This window comes from Vibrio qingdaonensis (genome assembly GCF_026191675.1).
GTDB classification, from domain to species: Bacteria; Pseudomonadota; Gammaproteobacteria; order Enterobacterales; family Vibrionaceae; genus Vibrio; species Vibrio qingdaonensis.
In genome coordinates this window covers 1-21,180 of record NZ_JAKRRY010000034.1, presented here as the reverse complement: position 1 = coordinate 21,180, position 21,180 = coordinate 1, and the positions used below count along the sequence as shown (strand labels likewise).

Annotated in this window: 21 protein-coding genes; 7 read left to right on the top strand and 14 right to left on the bottom strand. The window is 45.8% G+C overall.

All coding sequences use genetic code 11. The features are described from left to right. Positions 1-7: 7 nt before the first annotated feature. Both ilvM and ilvG read right to left on the bottom strand, forming a co-directional pair. Positions 8-289 (bottom strand): acetolactate synthase 2 small subunit, encoded by a 282-nt coding sequence (gene ilvM / locus MD535_RS19890; protein ID WP_265676775.1) that lies wholly within the window; start codon positions 287-289, stop codon positions 8-10. Beyond that, positions 289-1,935, bottom strand: a complete 1,647-nt coding sequence (gene ilvG / locus MD535_RS19885) for an acetolactate synthase 2 catalytic subunit (protein WP_265676774.1) — start codon at positions 1,933-1,935, stop codon at positions 289-291. Before ilvG ends, ilvM begins: the two co-directional genes overlap by 1 nt. 489 nt (positions 1,936-2,424) lie before the next feature. Between ilvG and MD535_RS19880 the strand changes: the two genes are divergently transcribed. Continuing rightward, positions 2,425-3,948, top strand: a complete 1,524-nt coding sequence (locus MD535_RS19880) for a YifB family Mg chelatase-like AAA ATPase (protein WP_265676773.1) — start codon at positions 2,425-2,427, stop codon at positions 3,946-3,948. Here MD535_RS19880 and MD535_RS19875 read toward each other — a convergent pair. From MD535_RS19875 to MD535_RS19845, 7 genes are all read right to left on the bottom strand, one after another. Next, positions 3,945-4,922 (bottom strand): DUF2860 family protein, encoded by a 978-nt coding sequence (locus tag MD535_RS19875; RefSeq protein ID WP_265676772.1) that lies wholly within the window; start codon positions 4,920-4,922, stop codon positions 3,945-3,947. The genes MD535_RS19880 and MD535_RS19875 overlap by 4 nt on opposite strands. Before the next feature lie 144 nt (positions 4,923-5,066). Next, positions 5,067-6,062: a DUF2860 family protein gene (locus MD535_RS19870; protein WP_265676771.1), complete on the bottom strand. Its 996-nt coding sequence runs from the start codon at positions 6,060-6,062 to the stop codon at positions 5,067-5,069. A 183-nt stretch (positions 6,063-6,245) separates the two neighbouring features. Next, positions 6,246-6,845: a thiol:disulfide interchange protein DsbA/DsbL gene (locus tag MD535_RS19865; RefSeq protein WP_265676770.1), complete on the bottom strand. Its 600-nt coding sequence runs from the start codon at positions 6,843-6,845 to the stop codon at positions 6,246-6,248. 52 nt (positions 6,846-6,897) lie between these two features. Beyond that, entirely contained in the window at positions 6,898-7,881 is a 984-nt protein-coding gene (locus MD535_RS19860; protein WP_265676806.1) for a serine/threonine protein kinase, read from the bottom strand. 63 nt (positions 7,882-7,944) lie between these two features. Next, on the bottom strand, positions 7,945-9,363 hold the full coding sequence (ccoG, locus tag MD535_RS19855) for a cytochrome c oxidase accessory protein CcoG (RefSeq protein ID WP_265676769.1): 1,419 nt from the start codon (positions 9,361-9,363) through the stop codon (positions 7,945-7,947). 268 nt (positions 9,364-9,631) lie between these two features. Next, positions 9,632-9,898, bottom strand: coding sequence for a YihD family protein (locus tag MD535_RS19850; protein WP_265676768.1), 267 nt, complete (start codon positions 9,896-9,898; stop codon positions 9,632-9,634). A gap of 116 nt (positions 9,899-10,014) precedes the next feature. Continuing rightward, positions 10,015-10,182, bottom strand: coding sequence for a hypothetical protein (locus MD535_RS19845; RefSeq protein WP_250619274.1), 168 nt, complete (start codon positions 10,180-10,182; stop codon positions 10,015-10,017). A 284-nt stretch (positions 10,183-10,466) separates the two neighbouring features. On the opposite strand from MD535_RS19845, the gene MD535_RS19840 reads away from it, so the two are divergent. Together MD535_RS19840 and trhA are read left to right on the top strand one after the other, a co-directional pair. Further along, positions 10,467-11,267, top strand: a complete 801-nt coding sequence (locus MD535_RS19840) for a sporulation protein (RefSeq protein WP_265676767.1) — start codon at positions 10,467-10,469, stop codon at positions 11,265-11,267. Positions 11,268-11,349: 82 nt separating this feature from the next. Further along, the gene (gene trhA, locus MD535_RS19835; protein ID WP_265676766.1) at positions 11,350-11,997 is read left to right on the top strand and encodes a PAQR family membrane homeostasis protein TrhA; all 648 of its coding nucleotides are present in this window, start codon (positions 11,350-11,352) and stop codon (positions 11,995-11,997) included. Between the two features lie 18 nt (positions 11,998-12,015). On the opposite strand, the gene MD535_RS19830 is transcribed toward trhA, so the two are convergent. The 5 genes from MD535_RS19830 to def all read right to left on the bottom strand — a co-directional run bounded on the left by MD535_RS19830 (position 12,016) and on the right by def (position 17,759). Beyond that, the gene (locus MD535_RS19830) at positions 12,016-13,461 is read right to left on the bottom strand and encodes a TrkH family potassium uptake protein (RefSeq protein ID WP_265676765.1); all 1,446 of its coding nucleotides are present in this window, start codon (positions 13,459-13,461) and stop codon (positions 12,016-12,018) included. Positions 13,462-13,470: 9 nt separating this feature from the next. Next, on the bottom strand, positions 13,471-14,847 hold the full coding sequence (gene trkA / locus MD535_RS19825; protein WP_265676764.1) for a Trk system potassium transporter TrkA: 1,377 nt from the start codon (positions 14,845-14,847) through the stop codon (positions 13,471-13,473). Positions 14,848-14,914: 67 nt separating this feature from the next. After that, complete coding sequence (gene rsmB, locus MD535_RS19820; protein WP_265676763.1) at positions 14,915-16,192, bottom strand: 16S rRNA (cytosine(967)-C(5))-methyltransferase RsmB; 1,278 nt, start codon at positions 16,190-16,192, stop codon at positions 14,915-14,917. Between the two features lie 90 nt (positions 16,193-16,282). Next, the gene (gene fmt / locus MD535_RS19815) at positions 16,283-17,230 is read right to left on the bottom strand and encodes a methionyl-tRNA formyltransferase (RefSeq protein ID WP_265676762.1); all 948 of its coding nucleotides are present in this window, start codon (positions 17,228-17,230) and stop codon (positions 16,283-16,285) included. A gap of 19 nt (positions 17,231-17,249) precedes the next feature. Then, entirely contained in the window at positions 17,250-17,759 is a 510-nt protein-coding gene (gene def, locus MD535_RS19810; RefSeq protein WP_265676760.1) for a peptide deformylase, read from the bottom strand. Positions 17,760-17,874: 115 nt separating this feature from the next. Here def and MD535_RS19805 point away from each other — a divergent pair, with 115 nt between their 5' ends. From MD535_RS19805 to MD535_RS19790, 4 genes are read left to right on the top strand one after another with little or no spacing between them, the layout of a single operon-like run. Further along, positions 17,875-18,939 carry a LysM peptidoglycan-binding domain-containing protein gene (locus MD535_RS19805; RefSeq protein WP_265676759.1) on the top strand — a complete coding sequence of 355 codons (1,065 nt, stop codon included), beginning with the start codon at positions 17,875-17,877 and terminating at the stop codon, positions 18,937-18,939. Between the two features lie 8 nt (positions 18,940-18,947). Then, on the top strand, positions 18,948-20,084 hold the full coding sequence (gene dprA / locus MD535_RS19800) for a DNA-processing protein DprA (RefSeq protein ID WP_265676805.1): 1,137 nt from the start codon (positions 18,948-18,950) through the stop codon (positions 20,082-20,084). Beyond that, positions 20,081-20,557 carry a DUF494 family protein gene (locus MD535_RS19795; RefSeq protein ID WP_279348332.1) on the top strand — a complete coding sequence of 159 codons (477 nt, stop codon included), beginning with the start codon at positions 20,081-20,083 and terminating at the stop codon, positions 20,555-20,557. The genes dprA and MD535_RS19795 overlap by 4 nt, the downstream gene beginning before the upstream one ends. Before the next feature lie 35 nt (positions 20,558-20,592). Continuing rightward, the gene (locus MD535_RS19790) at positions 20,593-21,177 is read left to right on the top strand and encodes a topoisomerase DNA-binding C4 zinc finger domain-containing protein (RefSeq protein ID WP_265676758.1); all 585 of its coding nucleotides are present in this window, start codon (positions 20,593-20,595) and stop codon (positions 21,175-21,177) included. The last annotated feature ends 3 nt before the right edge of the window (positions 21,178-21,180 follow it).

Sequence of the window (21,180 nt, the reverse complement as noted above, 5' to 3'; positions counted from 1 at the left end):
TTCTTCCTTATGCACTTTGTTCTTGTAGGTTGTGATTGGTCAGCTGGTTAGTTTTGAGTTCAGTGACGTCAACAGTACGAATATCCCAGAGTTTTTCAATCTGATTGGTCAGCGTAGAAATCGGACGATCACTATCAACGATTATCTCTACACTGGCAATCTTGCTTTCATGATTTTGTGTCGCGGCAACTTGCTTGATGATAAATCCACGGTGGCGGATCACGCGCAATACTCGCTCAAGTAACACGCTTTTATCATCGGCTTTTATATCTAATAGGTATCGGTTCATTAGGTATTCTCCAACATATCGCTGTTTGAGGCACCAGGTGGTACCAATGGCCATACGTTCTCTTCTTCGTCGATCAATACATGCAAGAGGTAAGCTGTTTTACTTTCTAGCATCTCTTTTAAAGCGGGTTCGACTTCTTCTTTTCGAGTAATGGTTTTGCCTGGAATATCGAACGCTTTCGCTAGCATGACGAAGTCAGGATTGTCATCCAAAATGGTTTCACTGTGGCGACCATCAAAAAATAGGGACTGCCATTGTCTAACCATACCTAACCGTTGGTTGTTCAGTAATACCATTTTGACGGGGATCTGGCGGCGCTTGAGCGTACCCAGCTCTTGTACATTCATCATAAACGAACCATCACCAGAAATGAGGATAGATTGGTCGTCAGGTCGCCCTACGGCGGCGCCCATTGAGGCTGGTAAGCCAAAGCCCATCGTGCCCAACCCTGCCGACGTAATAAAGTTTTCTGGCGATCGCGGTTGAATGTGTTGTGCTGCCCACATTTGGTGTTGCCCGACGTCCGTTGAGACGATAGAAGACTCAGGCATCATGTCAGACAGTTGCTTCAGTAGCAGTGGAGCAAAGATAAGATCGCCCGGATGGTCATAGCGCCATTTGAAGCCACTTCTTAGGCTTTCACTATGATGAGCCCAAGGGGAGATGTCTTTAGAGAGCTCTAGCTGGGATAAAATGACATTAATGTCACCGCGTAAAGCGGCATTCGCCGTTCTTAACTTGTTAAATTCCGCTGCATCGATATCAATATGAATCACTTTAGCGTGAGGAGCAAAGGTATCGAGCTTACCGGTGACTCGGTCATCAAATCGTGCCCCGACGACAATCAGCAGGTCACATTCCTGTACGACTAAGTTAGCCGCTTTAGTGCCATGCATGCCTAACATGCCCAAATAGTGCGGGTCGTTACGCTCAATCGTTCCAAGGCCTTTTAAGGTGCTGACTGATGGCATAGGGTTTAAACGTAGAAACTCGCGAACAGAATCCGTGGCATGAGCAAGTTGTACTCCACCACCTACGTAGAGAACTGGACGGGAGCTTTGGTTGAGAAGTTGTTGTGCTAGCTGTATTTGCTCTGGGTTTGCTACCGGCATTGCTGGTGGCGTAAATGGAGGTAAAACATCAACAGGGGTTTGAGCAAGTTGAACGTCTTTAGCAATATCGACGATAACAGGGCCAGGACGACCGGTCTTCGCAACTTCAAACGCTTCCGCTAAGGTAGGCGCAAGGTCATTGATATCGGTAACTAAGTAGCTGTGTTTAGTACAAGACAATGACATACCAATCACATCCATTTCTTGGAAGGCATCGGTACCAATGTGGGAGCTGGCGACTTGACCAGTGATTGCGACGAGGGGGATGGAATCAAGAAAAGCATCGGCAAGGCCGGTAACAAGGTTGGTGGCGCCGGGACCTGAGGTTGCCATACAGACGGCGACATCTTTGGTCGCTCTTGCCATACCGATAGCCGCCATTGCTGCCCCTTGCTCGTGTCGGCAGAGAATATGTTCTACCCCGCCATCATAGAGTGCATCGTAGATGGGCATGATGGCTCCACCGGGGTAACCAAACACAGTCTTAATACCTTGTTGCGCTAACGCAGCAACAACTAACTCAGCACCTGTCATTGCTTTCTCCTTGTTGACCGCATTGTGACTTGCGGTTTTCTATCGTTCGACTGCACATTGTGTGCTCCCATATCTTGCGTTTTGTCATTATAACGAAGTGACTCTCGTTTTCGTGACCGTCATCAAATTTGCGTTTTAGAGTTTGTAAAAAAACCCCCGGACTTTTCAGTGCGGGGGTTTTTTGAATCTTGCGGCTATTTTCTGCCCACATTCCCCCGTGTGTTCCTAATCAGGACCACAATAATCAGAGTAATCAGAGTGTGAGCATAAGCACTAAAAGTCATTTCAAATATCTAATCGTTTGCTTTGTGTTGAACAAAAGTATCTATGTCCTTAGTGGTATCACATATTTCTGTTACCTGACAAGCAAAACCTCATTCTTTTTTCACATTTTATCAGCATCAAATCAGGCTATATAACAAGGACTATTTATAAAACTCTGCATTTTTGAGGGTTTATCGAATGAATTTAGTTGGAAAAAGGAATGACATGGGATTATCGATTATTTATAGCCGAGCAAGTGTTGGCGTCGAAGCACCGCTCGTTACAGTGGAAGTACATATCAGTAATGGTATGCCTGGTTTTACCTTAGTTGGGTTGCCAGAAACGACAGTGAAGGAATCAAAGGACCGAGTTCGCAGCGCCATTATTAATTCACGATTTGAGTTTCCTGCTAAGCGCATCACGGTCAACCTAGCGCCTGCTGATTTACCTAAGGAAGGCGGGCGGTTTGATCTTCCTATTGCTTTAGGCATTTTAGCGGCCTCTGAACAGTTGCCCAAGAGTCTGTTGTTGCAGCATGAATTTATCGGGGAACTGGCTTTATCGGGATCATTACGAACGGTCAAAGGGGTACTGCCTGCTGCGCTAGCTGCGGATAAATCAGCACGCCAACTTATTGTGCCTGAAGGGAATGCTAATCAGGCAGCGCTTGTGGGCAAAGATAAGCATAAATCCGCCTCGGGATTACTGGAAGTGTGTGCCTATTTGATGGGGCAGCAGGCGTTGGGTTTGGTGACGTCACCAGCTATTAAAACAGTGAAACAAGACGTTAGAGATCTGCAAGATATCATAGGGCAGCAGCAAGGAAAGCGCGCGCTAGAGATAGCGGCGGCAGGCAATCATAATTTACTGTTTTTGGGCCCTCCGGGTACTGGAAAAACAATGTTAGCGTCACGTTTGTGTGACTTATTACCGATTATGAGTGATATGGAAGCGATTGAAACCGCTTCGGTTGGCTCACTCACCCAGTTAGAGATTAATGAAGACAACTGGAAGCAAAGACCTTTTCGAGCTCCGCATCATTCAAGCTCTATGGCAGCGTTAGTTGGGGGAGGGAGTATTCCTAGACCGGGAGAGATTTCCTTAGCACACAACGGGCTACTGTTTTTAGATGAAATGCCTGAGTTTGAGCGTAAAGTCCTCGATTCATTGCGTGAGCCGCTAGAATCAGGGGAAATTGTGATTTCTCGTGCACAAGGAAAAACCCGCTTTCCAGCGCGCTTTCAATTAGTCGGTGCTCTGAATCCGAGTCCAACAGGTTACTATGATGAGAGTCAAGCTCGCGTTGCACCTCAGGCGATTCTGCGTTATCTAAGCCGTCTATCGGGTCCTCTGTTAGACCGATTTGATATGTCGATTGAAATCCCCTTACTTCCTAAAGGCGTACTTGCCGAAGGGGGCGATCGAGGCGAGTCGACGGCAGATGTAAAGTTACGAGTTATTGAAGCAAGAGACAAAATGTTAGCGCGATCTGGTAAAGCCAATGCGTTACTGCAAAGTCGCGAGATTGAGCAGTATTGCCCGTTGGCGAAGCCGGATGCGGAGTTTTTAGAAAGCGCATTGCATCGGCTTGGTTTATCCATTCGAGCGTATCACCGCATCATTAAGGTCGCGCGAACCATTGCAGATTTGTCTAATGAGCCCGAGATTCAACGAGCTCATTTAGCGGAAGCGTTAGGGTATCGCGCTATGGATCGCTTGCTAAAGCAGCTTACGGCGCAGTCGGTTTAAAAGGCGAAGTTCATACCAATCGAGGTGATCCAGTCTGCTGAATCATAAAAAGTGATACTTGAGTCAGTGGCATTGTATCCCGACAAAGAGATCAGTGAGAGTGACTCTATGTTCCATAAAGAAAGATACTCATAGGCTAAGAAAGCACTGTATTTGTCATCGATTCTGCCAGCATGGTCAAAAATGACATTGTAACCCTGATACTCATGGTTCATGTAACTTAGCGTCGCAGCAAAGCTGTGTTGGTTATGTGCAAACAGCGTGGTGAGCTCTGCGCCTGCGCCTTGGTTATTGACCGCGACCCCTTTGGTGTCATCCAGTATGTAGATAAGCGAAGGGAAAAGTACCCACGAGTCATTGACGGCTAAGGTGTAAGAACCTTTCGCATAGTAAAAATCACTGTTGCGATCATATTGCGTGGCGTGGGCTACTGGACTTTGGGTCGCGGATGCTTCTGCTGCAACAACCCGTGTCCCATAGGCCATATCTATAGTAAAGAGTGAGCCTGCAATGTTTTCTACTTGCAATCGAAACGCGTCGCCAGTGGCTTCTGCTTGCTCAAGTTGGTCTGCTGCCACGTATGGATTTTTCCAGATCGGCTCACCGACGACAGTTGGCAGATAGGAAAAACTCCAAATTGAGTTGTCAGCAAATTGCTGTCGGTATCCACCTTCAAGTACGAAGGTACCGACGGCGATATCATTACGTGATGTACCGATAAACCATTGCTTGTTTAGGGTAGGGCCATAGGTATAGTTTAAGGTGCCAAGCGGTAGCCAAAAATCATCGTATGCTTCTTCTGTCGTGCTAATGTTGGGGTTTTCACTAGCGATAAGGTTAGACTTGTCACCTATTTTGGCGCTACTTATTGAGACTTCTCCGCTAAATCCTTGTGTTGGAGCTAGAGTTGCAAATGCTGTTGGGGTACAAGCAATCGAAGTGAGGAGCGTAAGGAGAAGCAGCCGTGCAGTCATGAACCATCCATTGATTAGTGAATTGGATGATTGTGATTCACCCAATTAAACATTTAGGGTGGTACTGTAGCGATAAAAAATGGCTTAACAAAATGCCTTGTTAAGCCAACTATCACTCAAGTTAATGGGTCGTCAGGTAACCTATTAAAAGGCCCAGTTTAGACCAACGGCAGTAATCCAATTCTTTTCATCGTAAAACGCAATATTGGAAGTACTGTTGGTGACACCTCCGAAGGCAACAAGCGAAAGATTATTAGAATAAAAGATGCCAGGGTACTCATAAGCCAGGAAAGCTTTCCATTCATCGTCGCTGCGAGTGGTATCGTAGAGGGGGTTGGTGGCGTCATAGTCTCGTCTTAAGTACCCCAAAGTAAAGGCCAACTTGTGGTTCCCAAGCGAGGCAAAAGAAGACACTTCCGCTCCGTAGGTGTTGTGCTTCATTGCACTGCCTTTGGCGTCTTGTTGGGTGTAGATCAAGGCTGGGTAGAGTAATACTTCTCGGCTGATTGGCAGCATCATTTTAAATTTACCGTAGAGAATGTCTGCATTACGGTTGAGTGTTTTCGCCTGTTCAGGTGTGATAGCAGCGTTAACGTTATTGCCTAAGCCAGATTTTTCTTCATCCAGCTCTCGCTTACCATAGGCGAGATCAAGGCTGAATAATGAGCCTGCAATATTGTCGAATTGCACTCGGTAGGCTGTGCCTTTTTCATTGGTGGTGGTTCGAGCATCGCTGGTATATGGGTCTTGCCATACCTCACCTTCAAGAATGGTGGGCAAAATAGATAAACTGACCTTTGTGCGGTCTTTAAATAAGTATTTGTAGCCCGCTTCTAGTGCGACGGTACCGACGGCAATATCCGCTCTTGATGTGCCGAGAAACACCTGATGATTTGAACGGGAACCAAACGTGTATTGCACGTTACCCAGAGGTAAAACGAGGGCAGAACTGTTGTTTTGTTGGCCGCCATTATAAAGACGAAATTCATCGTCAGTGTTGGTTAAGTTAGAGGTGCTGCTGCTATAGGCAGCATTAATAGCAATCTCACCACTAAAGCCGTTACTTTCTCCAAGCTTGGCAATAGAAGGCGCTGAAACGCAGCTGACGGCAATTGCTATGACAGTCCATGTCAGATTCATACCTTTCCTTTTTTGTTTAAAGACGTTGTTAATCTAATTATATGTTTCTGTTAGCTTATTGGATCAGAATAAGTGTATTTTGTGTGACTAACAAGACAATAAATTCATCGGTTTGTGGTGAGGATTACTCTTGAGGTGAAAAAAAGCCGAGCGTAGTCGCTCGGCTTTATGTGTATGTCGTGGCTATTTTTTCAGTAGGAAGTTCACCAACGCAAAGTACTCATCGAGTGACTGAATGCCGCCTGCTTCGACAAGGTATTTGTTGTTGACGATGACCGCTGGAACGCCAGAAAGGCCGCTGTCTTTGAATTGTTTATCAAAACGACGAACCATGGAGTCGACGGCAAAACCGTTGAATGTCGCGTCGAATTTCTTCGCATCAACGCCTTCATCTAAGAAAATTTGGCGCAGCTCTTCGTCGTTACGAGGCGCTTGTTGCATGGTGTGAATGCGATTAAATAGTACTGGAACCATTTTATCTTCGACTTTCAAAGCAATCATGGTGGCGTACGCTTTGCTCATCGACATGCCCATGTTGCCACCCATGAATGACACATGGTTCTTTTGGAATTTGGCGTCAGCCGGAATTTTTGTTTTTAGCTGCTCTATGATTGGCTCAAAACTATGACAGTGTGGGCAATAAAAAGAGAAAAATTCAGTCACTGTCGGCTTAGTAGTTGGTTCTGTGTCTAGCACTTTATAATGAGTGCCTTCTTCAAATTGTGCAGCGCTTACACCTACACTCACAAGAAGCGTAGCAAATAATGCGATAAATCTTTTCATTGTTGTCTCCATGTACAATTTAAATCCTTAAAAACGGATAGTCGTTAGTTTGTCACCACTGTGGCTGTAATGAAAGTGGCTTTTCATTGAGTGCGGCCATTTGTTCTTTAAAGCCAAGCACTTGCCCTTCCCAATATTTAGGGTCATTGAACCAAGGAAAAGCCAAGGGGAAGGCAGGGTCATTCCAGCGCTTCGCAAGCCAAGCCATGTAATACACCATACGTAGACCGCGCAGAGGCTCAATTAGTTTCAGCTGGCTAGAAGGAAAGTCATTAAACTCTTGGTAGCCTTCAAGAATAATGTCTAACTGCATCATTTTATCTTGTCTGTCGCCACTTAATAACATCCATAAATCTTGTACGGCTGGACCATTTCTAGCGTCATCTAAATCGACAAACATCGGGCCATCGCGCCACAGAATATTACCTGGGTGGCAATCGCCGTGTAAGCGAATGATGCTGCTCGGCTCCCAATGCGTTTCAATTTGAGCAATGAGCATATCGAGGTCATTGAAGAAAGCGTTCTCGAGATGCATAGGGATAAAATTAGACGATTGCAGCAGCTTTCTCGGTTGATAGAGGTACTCTTCCAAACCAATGGTTGGGCGGTGCTCAAAAGGCTGTGCCGCCCCTACTTTGTGCATTCGACCCAGAAAGCGACCCACCCACTCTAGTTGCTCTAAGTTGTCGACTTCAAATTGCCGGCCTCCCTCGCTAATGAAGAGGGTAAAAAAGTAGCCTTCATATTGATGAATGGTTGTGCCATTTAGAACAAGAGGTGCTGAAATAGGCACATCATGCGCGACCAGTTCATGGGCGAAGTCGTGCTCTTCTTGAATCTGAGCAAGTGACCAACGCTGTGGACGATAAAACTTGACGACATACCGCTTTTTGTCTTCATCGGTAAACTGATAGACCCGGTTTTCGTAGCTGTTAAGTGGAAGAAGTCCGGATTCGGCTCTTATACCAATACTCTCTAGTGCATACCACATAAAGTCTGGTGTTAGAGCGTCAAAATTGAACGCTTGGTCTGTCATTATCCAACTAAAAAGGCTCATTACTGAGCCTTTTCCTATTATTGATGGTGAAGGGGTACTCGGCTAGAGTTTCTTAAGAAATCGGCTTTCCACTTCGATAGAAAAGTCATTATTGTCACTCAGTATAAACTGAATTGTGGCAACGGGTGAACTGAGTTGTTCTGGGTCAACGCCAAGGCTCATTGGCAGGTTTAACACTTCGCCAGGTTCAACCGTAATCGTTTGTTTTCCATACCAAATAACGGATTCTAAGCCAGAAACAGAAAGAGTGTATTGTTGTTCTTGCTGTGTTTTGTTAATGATTTTTAGGGTGTAGGTATTTTCAACGAGACCATCACTGTTAGTCCGGGATAGCTGGCTGCGATCTCTTAACACGCTTAATCCGGCAGGGTCCACTGCGGATATTTGCACAAAGAATAGAGCAATCATCACAAGAAGAATGGCACCGTAACCTAGCAGTTTTGGTCGCATGACTTTCGTATGTTTACCCGATAGACGATGCTCTGTGGTGTAGTTAATCAAACCTTTTTCGTACCCCATGCGATCCATCGTTTTATCACAGGCGTCAATACAGGCACCACAGTTAATACATTCGTATTGCAGTCCGTCACGGATATCAATGCCGGTTGGACACACCTGAACGCACAAGTCGCAGTCAATGCAGTCGCCTAATCCGAGTGCTTTGTGGTCGGCTTTTCTAGGGCGTGGACCACGCTGTTCCCCGCGCTTAGGGTTGTAGCCGACAATAAACGTATCTTTATCAAACATCGCGGATTGGAAGCGTGCATAGGGGCACATGTGAATACACATGATAGAGCGCATCCAGCCAGCATTGCCATAGGTACAACCAGCAAAAAACAATACCCAAAAGGCGGGCCAAAAACTGGCGTTGAAACTAAAGAAATCGACCACTAAATCACTAATAGGAACGAAATACCCAGTGAAGGTAAAGCCAGTGGCGAGTGCGATAGCTAACCAGGCTATATGTTTTAGGGCTTTTCTTGCTGCGAGGTTTGTAGTGAGTTTATTTGAATCTTGTTTTCGTCTTTTGTTGGCGCTGCCTTCCAGTTTTTCTTCAAACCAGATGTACATAAAGGTCCAAACGGTTTGGGGACATAAGTACCCACACCATACGCGCCCTAAAAAGGTGGTAATAAAGAACAGTCCGAAGGCGGCGACCATAAACAACAGTGCAAGTAATGTTAAGTCTTGCGGATAAAGGGTGGTGCCAAAAAAGTTAAACTGCTGGTTGCCAATATCGAGGAGAATGGCTTGCCTTTCACCATATGGGATCCAAGGAACAATAGCGAATAGAACGAGTAGAAACCAACCGCCGTAGCGTCTTAGTTTTTGAAATGTCCCTTTACTTTCACGTACATAAATACGATTGCTAGGGTTAAAGCGATCTCCATTGCCTTTGTGTGTTTTAGGATTGAACGTTTTTGGCGTCACGTCCTTTATGTCAATCTTATCCTGACTCATGTGAAGCGGTCCTTCTTAGGCTGACGGCATGTTTTGACATGCTCTATTTTTCCGACATTGCGAGGTAACCTTTACCCATGAGCAGCGCTAAGAGCTAGCAATCATTGATAAAGTATAAGTTTCTACGTAAATAGAAAACGCGCCGATTATAACCTCGATAACAAACTCTTTTCTTTAAGGCTATCAACCTTTAACAAGAAATATGAAATCAATGGATATAAAAACGCTCCTACTAAGTGAGGAGCGTTTTGACAAAAGGTGAGTATGACTACTTGATAATACCGCGAGCTTTCAATAATGCGGTTTTAAAATCATCTTCTTGGTCTTTGGCAAGGCCAGGGATCATGTCGTCCTTTTGGCTATTACGCATCTTGAGATGATAAATGAGTACATCGTCAGTCAGTTCAGCAAGTTCGCCGTTATAGCCCGCTTCATTGGCGAGTTTCGCGATGAACTCCATTAGGTTGAGATCTGGCTCTTTTTGCCATTCCGGCTGCATAAGTTCGATGAGCTCGTTGAGGCGATGACACTTCATAGTTTTCTCCACAATTCTTATAGTGATTTTTGCATCAAAATATCAAAGTTCATGACAATAACCAATATGAGAAAGCGCTAGGCATAAAAAAAGCGCAGGGTGTCTGCGCTTTTTTATTATGCTGCTTTAACGACTTTTGTTGGAGTCGGTGCCAAAAGAGCACTTTTTTCAACAAGCGTCATAGAAGGAGCGGCCTGTTTTGCGACAAAAGCAGGGGCAAAACCACTGCGACGACGCGACGCACCACGATTTGAGTGCGAAAACCTGACAGGAGTAGGGCGCATTGCTATACCTAACAGTCAGGCAATTCCATTGCCAATCTAATGGCCTGATTATTTATGAGTCATTGAAATACAATGGCTCTTTTTTGGCGGATGCCAGTCCTAATAAATAATCAGGAATAACGATATGCATGCATATCACGTATAGAATATCACCAAGTGTTATTTGGTTCGATAGCCTAGATAAAATTAATTGCTGCTTTTTTGCACATGTGGTTTTTTTGCTATGTATATTTGTTTTATCGTATCAATTGCGATAAAACGGTGAGTAGTGAATGGAGGTGCGTATGTCTTTTTTTAAGAAAACCTTAGCAAGCTTTGGGATTGGTGCGGCGCGAGTGGACTCTGTATTGCACCAGGAGTTCCTTTATCCTGGCGAGAACGTCAAAGTGACGGTTCATGTTTATGGCGGCAAAACCGCCCAAACGGTCGATAATATTAATATGCGTTTATGCTGCCGTTATATTGATGAAGTCGCTCGTAGTCATCATGATAATCAGAATCAGCCAGGCAGTCCTAAGAAGCGTGTAGCGAAAACCTATGAATTGGAAACGTGGACGTTACCTTATGCGTTTACGATTGAGCCCGGTGAAACGCGAGATTTTGAAGTAGAATTGGCGGTTCCTTGGAATACTCCCGTCACGTTGGGTGATTCTAAAGTGTGGCTCGAGACAGGGCTTGATATCGCACTAGCCGCCGATCCCACAGATAAAGATTTACTTACCGTGAGACCCGATCCTTTGCTTGATGGAATTTTTTCTACGTTAGAGCATGAAGGGTTGCGAATTCGACAAGTTGAATGCGAAGCGGCAAAAGGGTTTGCGATGCCGTTTGTGCAAGAGTTTGAATTTGTGCCGACCACCGGGCCTTACCATGGTCGTTGGAGAGAACTAGAAATCGTAGCTTACCGGGATGAAAGCGAACTTAAATTGTGGTTTGAAATTGATAGAAATAGAGATGGCATTGGCGGAATGCTTTCTAGCTTGATTGGGTTGGGGCAGTTAAAGCGTGAACTAACCCTACCAAGCTCAATGACCGCAGAAGAAGCGGGTAAGAAAGTGCTCGATTATCTCGATCAAACCTCTTAGAAAAGGAATGCTCAATCATTCAGCTTACATTTGTAAGCTGAATATGTCATGCTGCAAACAAGTCCTATCTTGAGTATGTACCATGTCATCAGCTTCATTGTATAGTTTGCACGAAGAGCGCGCGAATAGTGTTACCCACGCACTTGGTGTCGCTTTGTCTGCCGTTGGCTTAGTGTTACTTGTATTGAAATCGATTCAAGCCAATGCCGATGCGCTCACATTCATTAGTATGAGTGTTTATGGCTGCAGCATGGTGACATTATTTCTGGCTTCGACACTCTACCATTCTATTGATGACCCCACGCAAAAACGTCGCCTGAAAACTTTTGACCATTGTGCTATCTACCTGTTGATCGCAGGGAGTTATACACCGTTTATGCTGGTGTGTTTGCGAACACCTCTTGCGGTGTCAGTTATGGTCATTGTTTGGTTGTTGGCAGTAGTGGGGGTTGTCATGAAGCTTTTTTATGCCCACCGTATTAAGCGTTTTTCATTGCTGACTTATTTAACCATGGGTTGGCTATCGCTTATTCCGTTGTATCAGTTATCTCAAAGCTTAGATCCGTCAGGTGTTATGTTGTTGGCGCTGGGCGGGGTGACGTATACCTTGGGTGCGGTATTTTATGCGTGTGAGCGCATTCCATTCAATCATGCTATTTGGCATGTGTTTGTTTTGGCAGGCGCGGCTTGTCACTTTTTCGCTATTTATTGGTATGTACAGCCTCGTTAAGTCATGAGGTTACCGATGTTAACGACGCCAAAACGCAGGGAAAAAGAGCACAAGTAGTGTCAAAATCTCGAGGCGTCCCATTAACATGCCGAGACTTAATAACCATTTAGCGGCATCGGGCAGTGATGAGAAATTACCTGTAGGGCCGATGATGGTCCCCATTCCTGGCCCGACGTTAGCCACGGCCGTAATTGCCCCTGAAATGCTGGTGACTGGGTCAAGTCCCATCGCGCTCAGTGAGGCTGCAAGCACTATGATAGTAACAAAGAACATCAATACAAACGCGACAACAGAGCGAACAATATCATCATTGACGGGGCGATGGTTGTAGCGTTGTACGAAGACACCTGATGGATGGATAAGCTTCATCATCTGTTTGTTTAAGAGCGTAATGGCAATCTGAATACGGAATATTTTGATGCCACCAGACGTAGAACCAGAGCAAGCGCCTACCATCATTATAAATACAAAAATAACGCTGGGTAAGGCTCCCCACGCGGTAAAGTCTTCTAAACCAAAGCCAGTGGTTGTCACGACAGAGACGATGTTAAACATCGCGACTCGAAACGCATCACTCAATGCGTAATCGTTTTTGATAATGAGCCACAGTGCAACGATGGTGCTGGATACTAAGAACAAATAGGTGAAACCGCGAACTTGCGCGTCATTGATGATGACACGAAGATTACGTTTAGTGAGCGCAGAGACAAAGAGTAGGAAAGGCAACCCACCCAAAAACATAAAAATGGTGCCTACCCAATGGGCACCATTGGAGAAGTGGTTCATCGAACCATCGGAGGTGGAATAGCCTCCTGTAGACAGCGTTGTAAAGGCATGATTAATGCCATCAAACAATGACATTCCAGTTGCTAGGTATCCAAGCAGACACAGCGCGGTCAATACCAAATAGACTAAGACAATATTCTTTGCGACGGTTTTTGCTCTTGGGCTGCTTTTATCTGACCAATCGGACGATTCGGTTTGGAATAAGCGCATTCCCCCGACATTAAGCATCGGCAATACCGCTACCGCCATAACAATAAAGCCAATACCACCAAGCCATTGCAAAATAGAACGCCATAGCAAAATACTTGGTGCCATATTGTCGAGCCCGCTGAGAACGGTTGAGCCTGTCGTAGTAATGCCTGACATGGTTTCAAAGTACGCATCGGTAAAGCTGATATGGTTGATGAACACAAAAGGTAGTGCGGCAAATGCGCTGGTAATCATCCAGACGAGGCTGGTAATCAGGAACATATCACGCACACTTAGATGAAAATTCTTGGTGCGACCTATTGATAGGCATAAAAATGCCACAAGATGGGTAATTGCTACCGCTAAGCCAAAATCAAGAAAACCATCGGTACCCGTGAAAAAGGCGACTAATGTCGGGACGTACATAAATAGGGCCAGTTTTGAAAGAACTAACCCAATAACGAACGCGACTGGACGAGCATTGACCATAAATGTGCCTTATAAGAAGAATGCACTTGGTTGGAATAGTGCTTCTACATCGGGAACATACTTTTTGTCCACAAGGAACATGACCACGTGGTCATCTTGCTCAATGACGGTACGATCGTGAGCAATCAGCACTTCTTCGCCACGGACAATAGCGCCAATGGTGGTGCCTGGTGGTAACTTGATCTCACCAATGGCTTTGCCTACCACTTTGGATGTGGTTTCATCACCACGAGCGACGGCTTCAATGGCTTCAGCAGCGCCGCGTCTTAATGACGATACATTAACGATGTCAGCACGTCTTACATGGGTTAGCAGCGCGGAAATAGTGGCTTGCTGGGGTGATATTGCTACGTCAATGGTGCCACCTTGAACGAGATCAACGTACGCGCCTCGTTGAATAAGCACCATCACTTTTTTAGCGCCCATCTTTTTCGCTAACATTGCAGACATGATGTTAGTTTCATCTTCATTGGTTAGCGCAATAAAGACGTCTACTTGGTCGATATTTTCTTCGGCAAGTAATTCTTGATCCGCCGCGTCACCGCAGAACACGATGGTGTTTTCGAGTTGCTCAGAAAGCTTCTCAGCTCGTTGATAACTGCGTTCGATGAGCTTAACGCTGTAGTTTTGTTCTAGGCGTTTCGACAGGCTTGAACCGATATTACCCCCACCAACAATCATGATGCGACGATAAGGTTTTTCGAGGCGTTGAAGCTCACTCATGACCGAACGAATATGGTTACTGGCCGCAACAAAAAACACCTCGTCATCAGCTTCAATAATGGTGGTGCCTTGGGGGCGAATAGGGCGACCTTGTCGAAAGATGGCAGCGACTCGCGTGTCGATGTGCGGCATGTGTTCACGCAATGTTGATAGGGCATTGCCTACCAGTGGACCGCCATAGTAGGCCTTCACCGCCACTAGGCTGACCTTCTCATCGGCAAAACTGACCACTTGCAGCGCGCCGGGATATTGAATTAAGCGTTCGATATAACTGGTGACCAACTCTTCTGGCGCAATTAAGTGGTCAACGGGTACTGCCCCTGAATTAAACAGCGTTTCTTTTTCAATGAGATACTCACGTGAGCGAATACGAGCGACACGGTTTGGGGTGTTAAAGAGCGAAAACGCCACCTGACAGGCTGCCATATTGGTTTCGTCCATATTGGTGACGGCAACCAACATATCGGCATCTTGAGCTCCAGCTTCACGCAATACGTCGGGGTGGCTCGCATAGCCGTTGACTACCCGTAAATCATACTTATCTTGTAGTTCACGCAGACGGTCACTGTTTTTATCTACAATGGTAATATCATTGTTTTCACCCACGAGGTTTTCTGCGAGTGTGCCACCGACTTGCCCTGCACCAAGAATGATGATTTTCATAACGTTTCGCTCTTTTGATTATGTCGACTCAACGAGTCGCTAGAATAACTATCAATACCTTAGCATTCTATGCTTTTTTTAATACTGCGTAATAGAAGCCATCCATATCTTCTTCTCCAGGCAAAATCTGACGTCCTGGGTGGTTGATATCTGAATCTACTAGCTGGGCATTGCTGGTTCGCGCCAAGAATGCTTTCACTTGTTCTACGTTTTCTTGCGGTGTAATTGAGCATGTTGCGTACACCATGGTGCCGCCAGTTTTGAGCTGTTGCCACATTGCATCAAATATTTCACGTTGCAGCTCAGCAAGAGCCGCAATGTCTTCAGCTCGACGCAGCCATTTGATATCAGGGTGGCGACGAATAACGCCCGTTGCAGAGCAAGGCGCATCCAACAAGATGCGGTCGAATTGTTCACCTTGCCACCACTCTTGCGGTGTTCTTGCATCACCACAAACGACGGTCGCTTGAAGTTGTAAACGCTGCAGGTTGTCGTGAACGCGCTTTAGGCGAGTTTCATCACAATCAATGGCAACGACTTTGCTGCCTGTTGTGCGCTCAAGAATATGAGCCGTTTTGCCACCTGGCGCGGCGCAGCAATCTAGAATTAACTCACCATCTTGAGGCTGGAGATAATTAAGAGAGAGTTGCGCTGCGGCATCTTGTACCGATACCCAGCCTTTATCAAAGCCTGGCAAGTTGTTGACGTCGCAAGGTGCGGCCAATTTTAGAGCATCTTGCGCTTCTGAGTGTGCTGTGCAATCAATGCCTTCATTTTTGAGCAGTTCTAAGTATTCATCTCTTGTGTGATGCTGGTGATTAACACGTAACCACATCGGTGCTTTGGTGTTGTTCGCTTCTAGAATATCCGCCCACTGCTCTGGGTAACTATTTTGGAGCAGTTTTAGCAGCCAGCCTGGGTGACCATATTTACCGGCATTGTGACTCATGGATATTTCATCGAGCTGTTCTTGATTACGTTGATAATTTCGCAATACCGCATTGATGAGTCCACGCAATTTCGGGCCTTTTAGCGTTTTCGTTGCTTCAACCGTTTCACCTACTGCGGCGTGTGCTGGGATGCGCATATTGCCAATTTGGTAAATGCCAACAAGGATCAGGTGATGAAAAACACGCTGTTTGCCTTTAAGCGGTTTTTCCATGAGTTCAGAAGCAATGGATTCCAAGCGAGGTAGGATTCGCAGGGCGCCAAAACAAATTTCTTGCAGTAAAGCTTGGTCACGTGGTTTGACCTGCTGTTGACCGGCAGGAAGCGCATTGGATAGGGATTGACCTTTATCAACCACTTGAAACAGGATGTTGGCCGCAACAGCGCGAACGTTCATGTTAGTTACCTAAAATTGTGTTGTTATTAAAACAAACTAGGGCCTGCACTGGTCAGTACTGGCCCTAAAGATTGTATGTAGGGAGTATCGTTAACCTAGGATACTGCCGACTTCAAACCAGCTGGCTTTGGAGTTTAGTACATCACTGACCGGCATGGCTTTCTTTCCTGGGATCTGGATCTGCTCCAGAACTAAGGTGCCCTTTCCAGTAGCAATGTAAATTCCTGTTTTATCAGCCTTAAGGATAGTGCCTACTGCCATTTCTGTCGTACTTGCCTCGACACGAGATTGCCAAACTTTGATGTTGTTCTCTTCCACCGAGAAGAAACTCATTGGCCACGGGTTAAAGGCTCGCACGCAGCGCTCGATAAACTCCGCGTCTAGCGACCAGTCAATCTTCGCTTCGTCTTTGCTCAACTTACTGGCGTAATTGGCTTGCTCGTCGTCTTGCTTTACTGGTTTTGTATTGCCAGCAGCAATGTCACCTAAGCAGTCAACTAAAGCCTGCGGACCTAGCTCGGCGAGCTTGTCATACATAGTGGCACTAGTGTCGGTGGCTTCGATAGGAAGTGTCGCGATTTTTAGCATGTCACCAGTATCAAGACCGATATCCATCTGCATGATAGTCACGCCTGTTTCTGCATCGCCCGCCCAAATAGAGCGCTGGATTGGCGCTGCGCCACGCCAGCGAGGCAAAATAGAACCGTGAACATTGATGCAACCCAATTTAGGGGTATCAAGGACTGCTTGTGGGAGCAATAAACCATACGCAACGACGATCATAAGATCGGCATTCAAATCTTTCAGCGTTTGTTTGGCTTCATCTGATTTAAAATTCACTGGCTGGTAGACAGGAATATCATGCTCAATCGCCATCGTTTTTACTGGGCTAGCGGTTAGCTTTTTGCCGCGCCCCGCCGGTCGATCTGGTTGGGTGTAAACGGCAATAATGTCGTGCTCCGAAGACAATAACGCCGCCAAGTGACGGGCGGCGAAGTCTGGAGTACCGGCAAACACAATGCGTAATGATTGGCTCACAGAAACCTCACTTAAGTTATTATTGTTTCGCGTTGAAGCGCTGAATCTTTTCTAATTTATCTTTGATACGCTTACGCTTTAGAGGGGAAAGATAATCGACAAAAAGTTTGCCCTCTAAATGGTCCAATTCGTGCTGAACACAAATGGCGAGTAAGTCATCGGCTTCAAAGGAGAACGCTTCACCATCGCGGTTAAGCGCAGTGACGCTGACTTCTGCTGCGCGAGCAACGAGTGCGCGTGCGCCAGGCACGGACAAGCAACCCTCTTCAATACCGTCTTCACCGCGTTTTTCGGTGATTTCTGGATTGATAAGGACCATCGGTTCATCGCGTGTGTCGGAAATATCGATCACAACAATACGCTGGTGGAAGTCTACTTGCGTTGCCGCAAGACCAATTCCTTCTTCGTCGTACATGGTTTCAATCATGTCATCAACGACTTTTTGAATCTCCGGAGTGACTTCAGTGACAGGCTTTGCGACTGTTCTTAGGCGCTCATCCGGGAAAGTTAATACTTGTAATACAGACATATACACTCAAAATATTGAACTGTGCCGAATAGGCACGGACTTCGTTGGTTCAATTCTAGACATTTTCGCACCTAAATGACAGCATCCCATGAAACAAAGCAAGGGAATGCTGACGATGAAACAACAAATATTGAGATCGAAGTGGCATTTTATTCTGCTCACACTCTCTGTATTTCTTTGCTTTCCTGTGGATTCCGATGAATTAAAGATCAAACCTAATGTCCCTAGGTCTTATGTGGTTGTGGCAGGAGATACGTTGTGGGACATCTCTACATTATATCTACAGTCACCATGGCGATGGCCTGAACTTTGGGGGCAAAACCAGCACATCGATAACCCACACCTCATCTACCCTGGCGATCGACTCTCGCTCATCTGGATTGATGGCAAGCCTCGTCTGACAAAGAAGGCCTTTGAAAAGTTATCACCTCGTATTCGTATTAACCAAAAAGTTGCCATTTCGGGCGCGGAGCGCGCTACGGTGACTCGTTATCTAGAAAAAGAAGGGCTTGTCGAATCCTCTCGATTAGAGACATTCCCGGTTGTTGCTGGGTCAAGTCGTGGCCTGGACTATGTGACGGATCGTGATGAGCTCTACATTCAATATGAAGGGGCAGAGCGTGAGTGGGGGATTTATCGGGTTGGCAAAGCGTATATATCGAGCGATGAGAAGGCTGAAATGACGGAAATTCGCCTATTGGCGGAAGCCCATACCGTTGATCAGAAAGAGGGAATGACGACGTTAATGATAACCAGCCTTAAAAGAGAGCTTAAAAAAGGTGATCTCGTTATTCCGTTTAGCGTCCATCAGGATATGTCTCTAGCCGCCAGTTTTTATCCTCAACCTGGACCTGATATTACGTCTAAGCCAGTTCAGCTTCTAGGTTCGCTAAATTCGTTGAACTATGCCGTGCAAGGACAGACAGTGGTGCTAAATGTGGGTGTATTGGATAGCGTGAAGCAGGGAAGTACTTACCTTATCAAGCGGCGTTCGGAAGATTTTCGCTTTTCATCAGGGGAGAAAGGACTCACCAAAGCCACCAAGGTATCCACATTCCCTAAAGTTGAAATTGGGCAATTGATGGTGATTCGTCCGTATGCGCATTTTAGTATCGCCGTGATCACGACATCGACAGAACCAGTATCAATGATGGCAATCATTGAAGCGCCAGAACGGTAATGACACTGATGGTTGAGCGTAAATCGTTAGAAGACGAACTAGCCGCATGGCTGACGTTGGCCTTGTGTCCGGGTATTGGTTCGGTGACGTTTCATAAGTTATGCGCGATTGCGGCACCCTCAACGCTGATTGATTTTGATGAACTTCAGCTACGTGCCATTGGTCTAAAAGAAAAACAAATTCGTTTTATTCGCCATGATGCCACGAACGTCGTGCAAGCTTGCTTAGAATGGCAGAATCGCCCATACCACCATATATTGTTGTCGATAAACCCTCATTACCCTGCTTTACTTAAAGAAACAAAGGGGTATCCACCGATACTGTTCGTTATTGGTCATCCACAAGTATTGAGTGCTCCGCAAATTGCGATGGTTGGCAGCCGCAATGCCACAATAGAAGGGCTAGAGACAGCATCGAGTTATGCGCATACTTTTTCTGAACAAGGGTTTGTTGTCACGAGTGGCTTGGCGCTGGGTGTGGATGGACACGCTCATCAGGGGGCGTTGAATGCCGGTGGTAAAACGGTGGCGGTATTGGGCTCTGGTTTAGAACATATTTATCCCCATCGACATAAAGGGCTTGCGAGCCGAATTCAGGAGCAGGGTGCACTAATTAGCGAACACCCTCCTTACAGCAAACCGAGACCGGAGTTTTTCCCACGTCGAAATCGTATTATTAGTGGCTTGGCGGCTGGTGTTGTTGTGGTTGAGGCAACAGAAAAAAGTGGCTCGTTAATTACAGCGCGATATGCTGCTGAGCAAGGCCGAGATGTGTTCGCTATTCCGGGCTCAATCCGACACCCTTTTCATAACGGGTGCCACTCATTGATAAAAAACGGTGCTTGTCTCGTACAATCACCAAAGGATGTGTTGGATGAAATAGAATCGCTGACAAATTGGTCTAAAGATCATCAACCGAGTTTTTTTGACTCACCACCTGAGAGGCAAGTGTCTGATAAAGAAGCATTGCCATATCCAGAACTGTTGGCTAACGTAGGAATAGAGCCGACACCTGTTGATATTTTGGCTCAAAAGACCCATATTCCTGTGCATGAGGTCATGCAACAGCTCCTTGAGCTTGAATTACTTGGCCATATTGTTGCCGTTACCGGTGGTTATATTCTTAGTGGGAGAGGCAAGCTATGATGATGGACATACTGATGTACCTGTTTGAAACCTATATCCATAGCGATGCGGAACTACAGGTAGACCAAGACGAACTGGAAGATGAATTGCTACGAGCAGGCTTTCAGCAAAAAGATATTTACAAAGCACTGCAATGGTTAGAAGACTTAGCGGAACTGCAAGATACCGATAAGCACTCTGCTATCTCGATGAGTGCATCCACTTCAACTCGTATCTACACCGCCAAAGAAATGTCTCGTATTGACGTTAAGAGCCGAGGCTTTTTGATGTTTTTAGAGCAAGTGGGTGTCTTGACGACAGAAACTCGTGAGATGGTGATAGATCGAGTGATGGGACTGGAAACAAGTGAATTTGAATTGGATGATCTGAAGTGGATTATCTTAATGGTATTGTTCAATGTTCCCGGTAATGAAAATGAATATACGCTGATGGAAGAGCTGATCTACACCACTGAGCAAGGCATGGTTCATTAGAAACCTGCCCCCTAACGTTTACAGAAGAGAGTTTCATGAGCGGTAAAATTGATCATCAACTGTTTTCGGCTCATGAACATGCACTCGATAAAGAGTCATGTCCGCAATGCCAGCGCGGTACGTTACAGCTAAAGAATGGTAAGCACGGCCCTTTTCTAGGTTGCAGTGATTACCCTAGCTGTGAATTTATTAAGCCACTGCATCAAAATGATGGCCATATCATTAAATCATTAGGGGTGTCATGCCCGGACTGTGGTTGTGAGCTATTGCTTCGCCAAGGTCGTTACGGAATGTTTATTGGTTGTAGCGGGTACCCTGAATGTCACTTTATTCAATCGCCCAACAAACCAGAAGATAATGAACAGAATCGTGTTGCTGATGTTTCTTGTCCCGAGTGCCGGAAAGGGCACTTAATTGAGAGAAAATCACGATTTGGTAAAGCTTTTTACGCTTGCGATGCCTATCCTAAATGCAAGTTTGCGGTAAACCACCCGCCTGTGGTTGGCAACTGTGATGGTTGTGGTTATCCTTTATTGACGGAAAAGAAACGAGCGTCTGGAGCGGTACTTGAATGTGCTTCTCGCTCATGTCATAAAATTCAAAATGAAAACGGCTCTTAATGA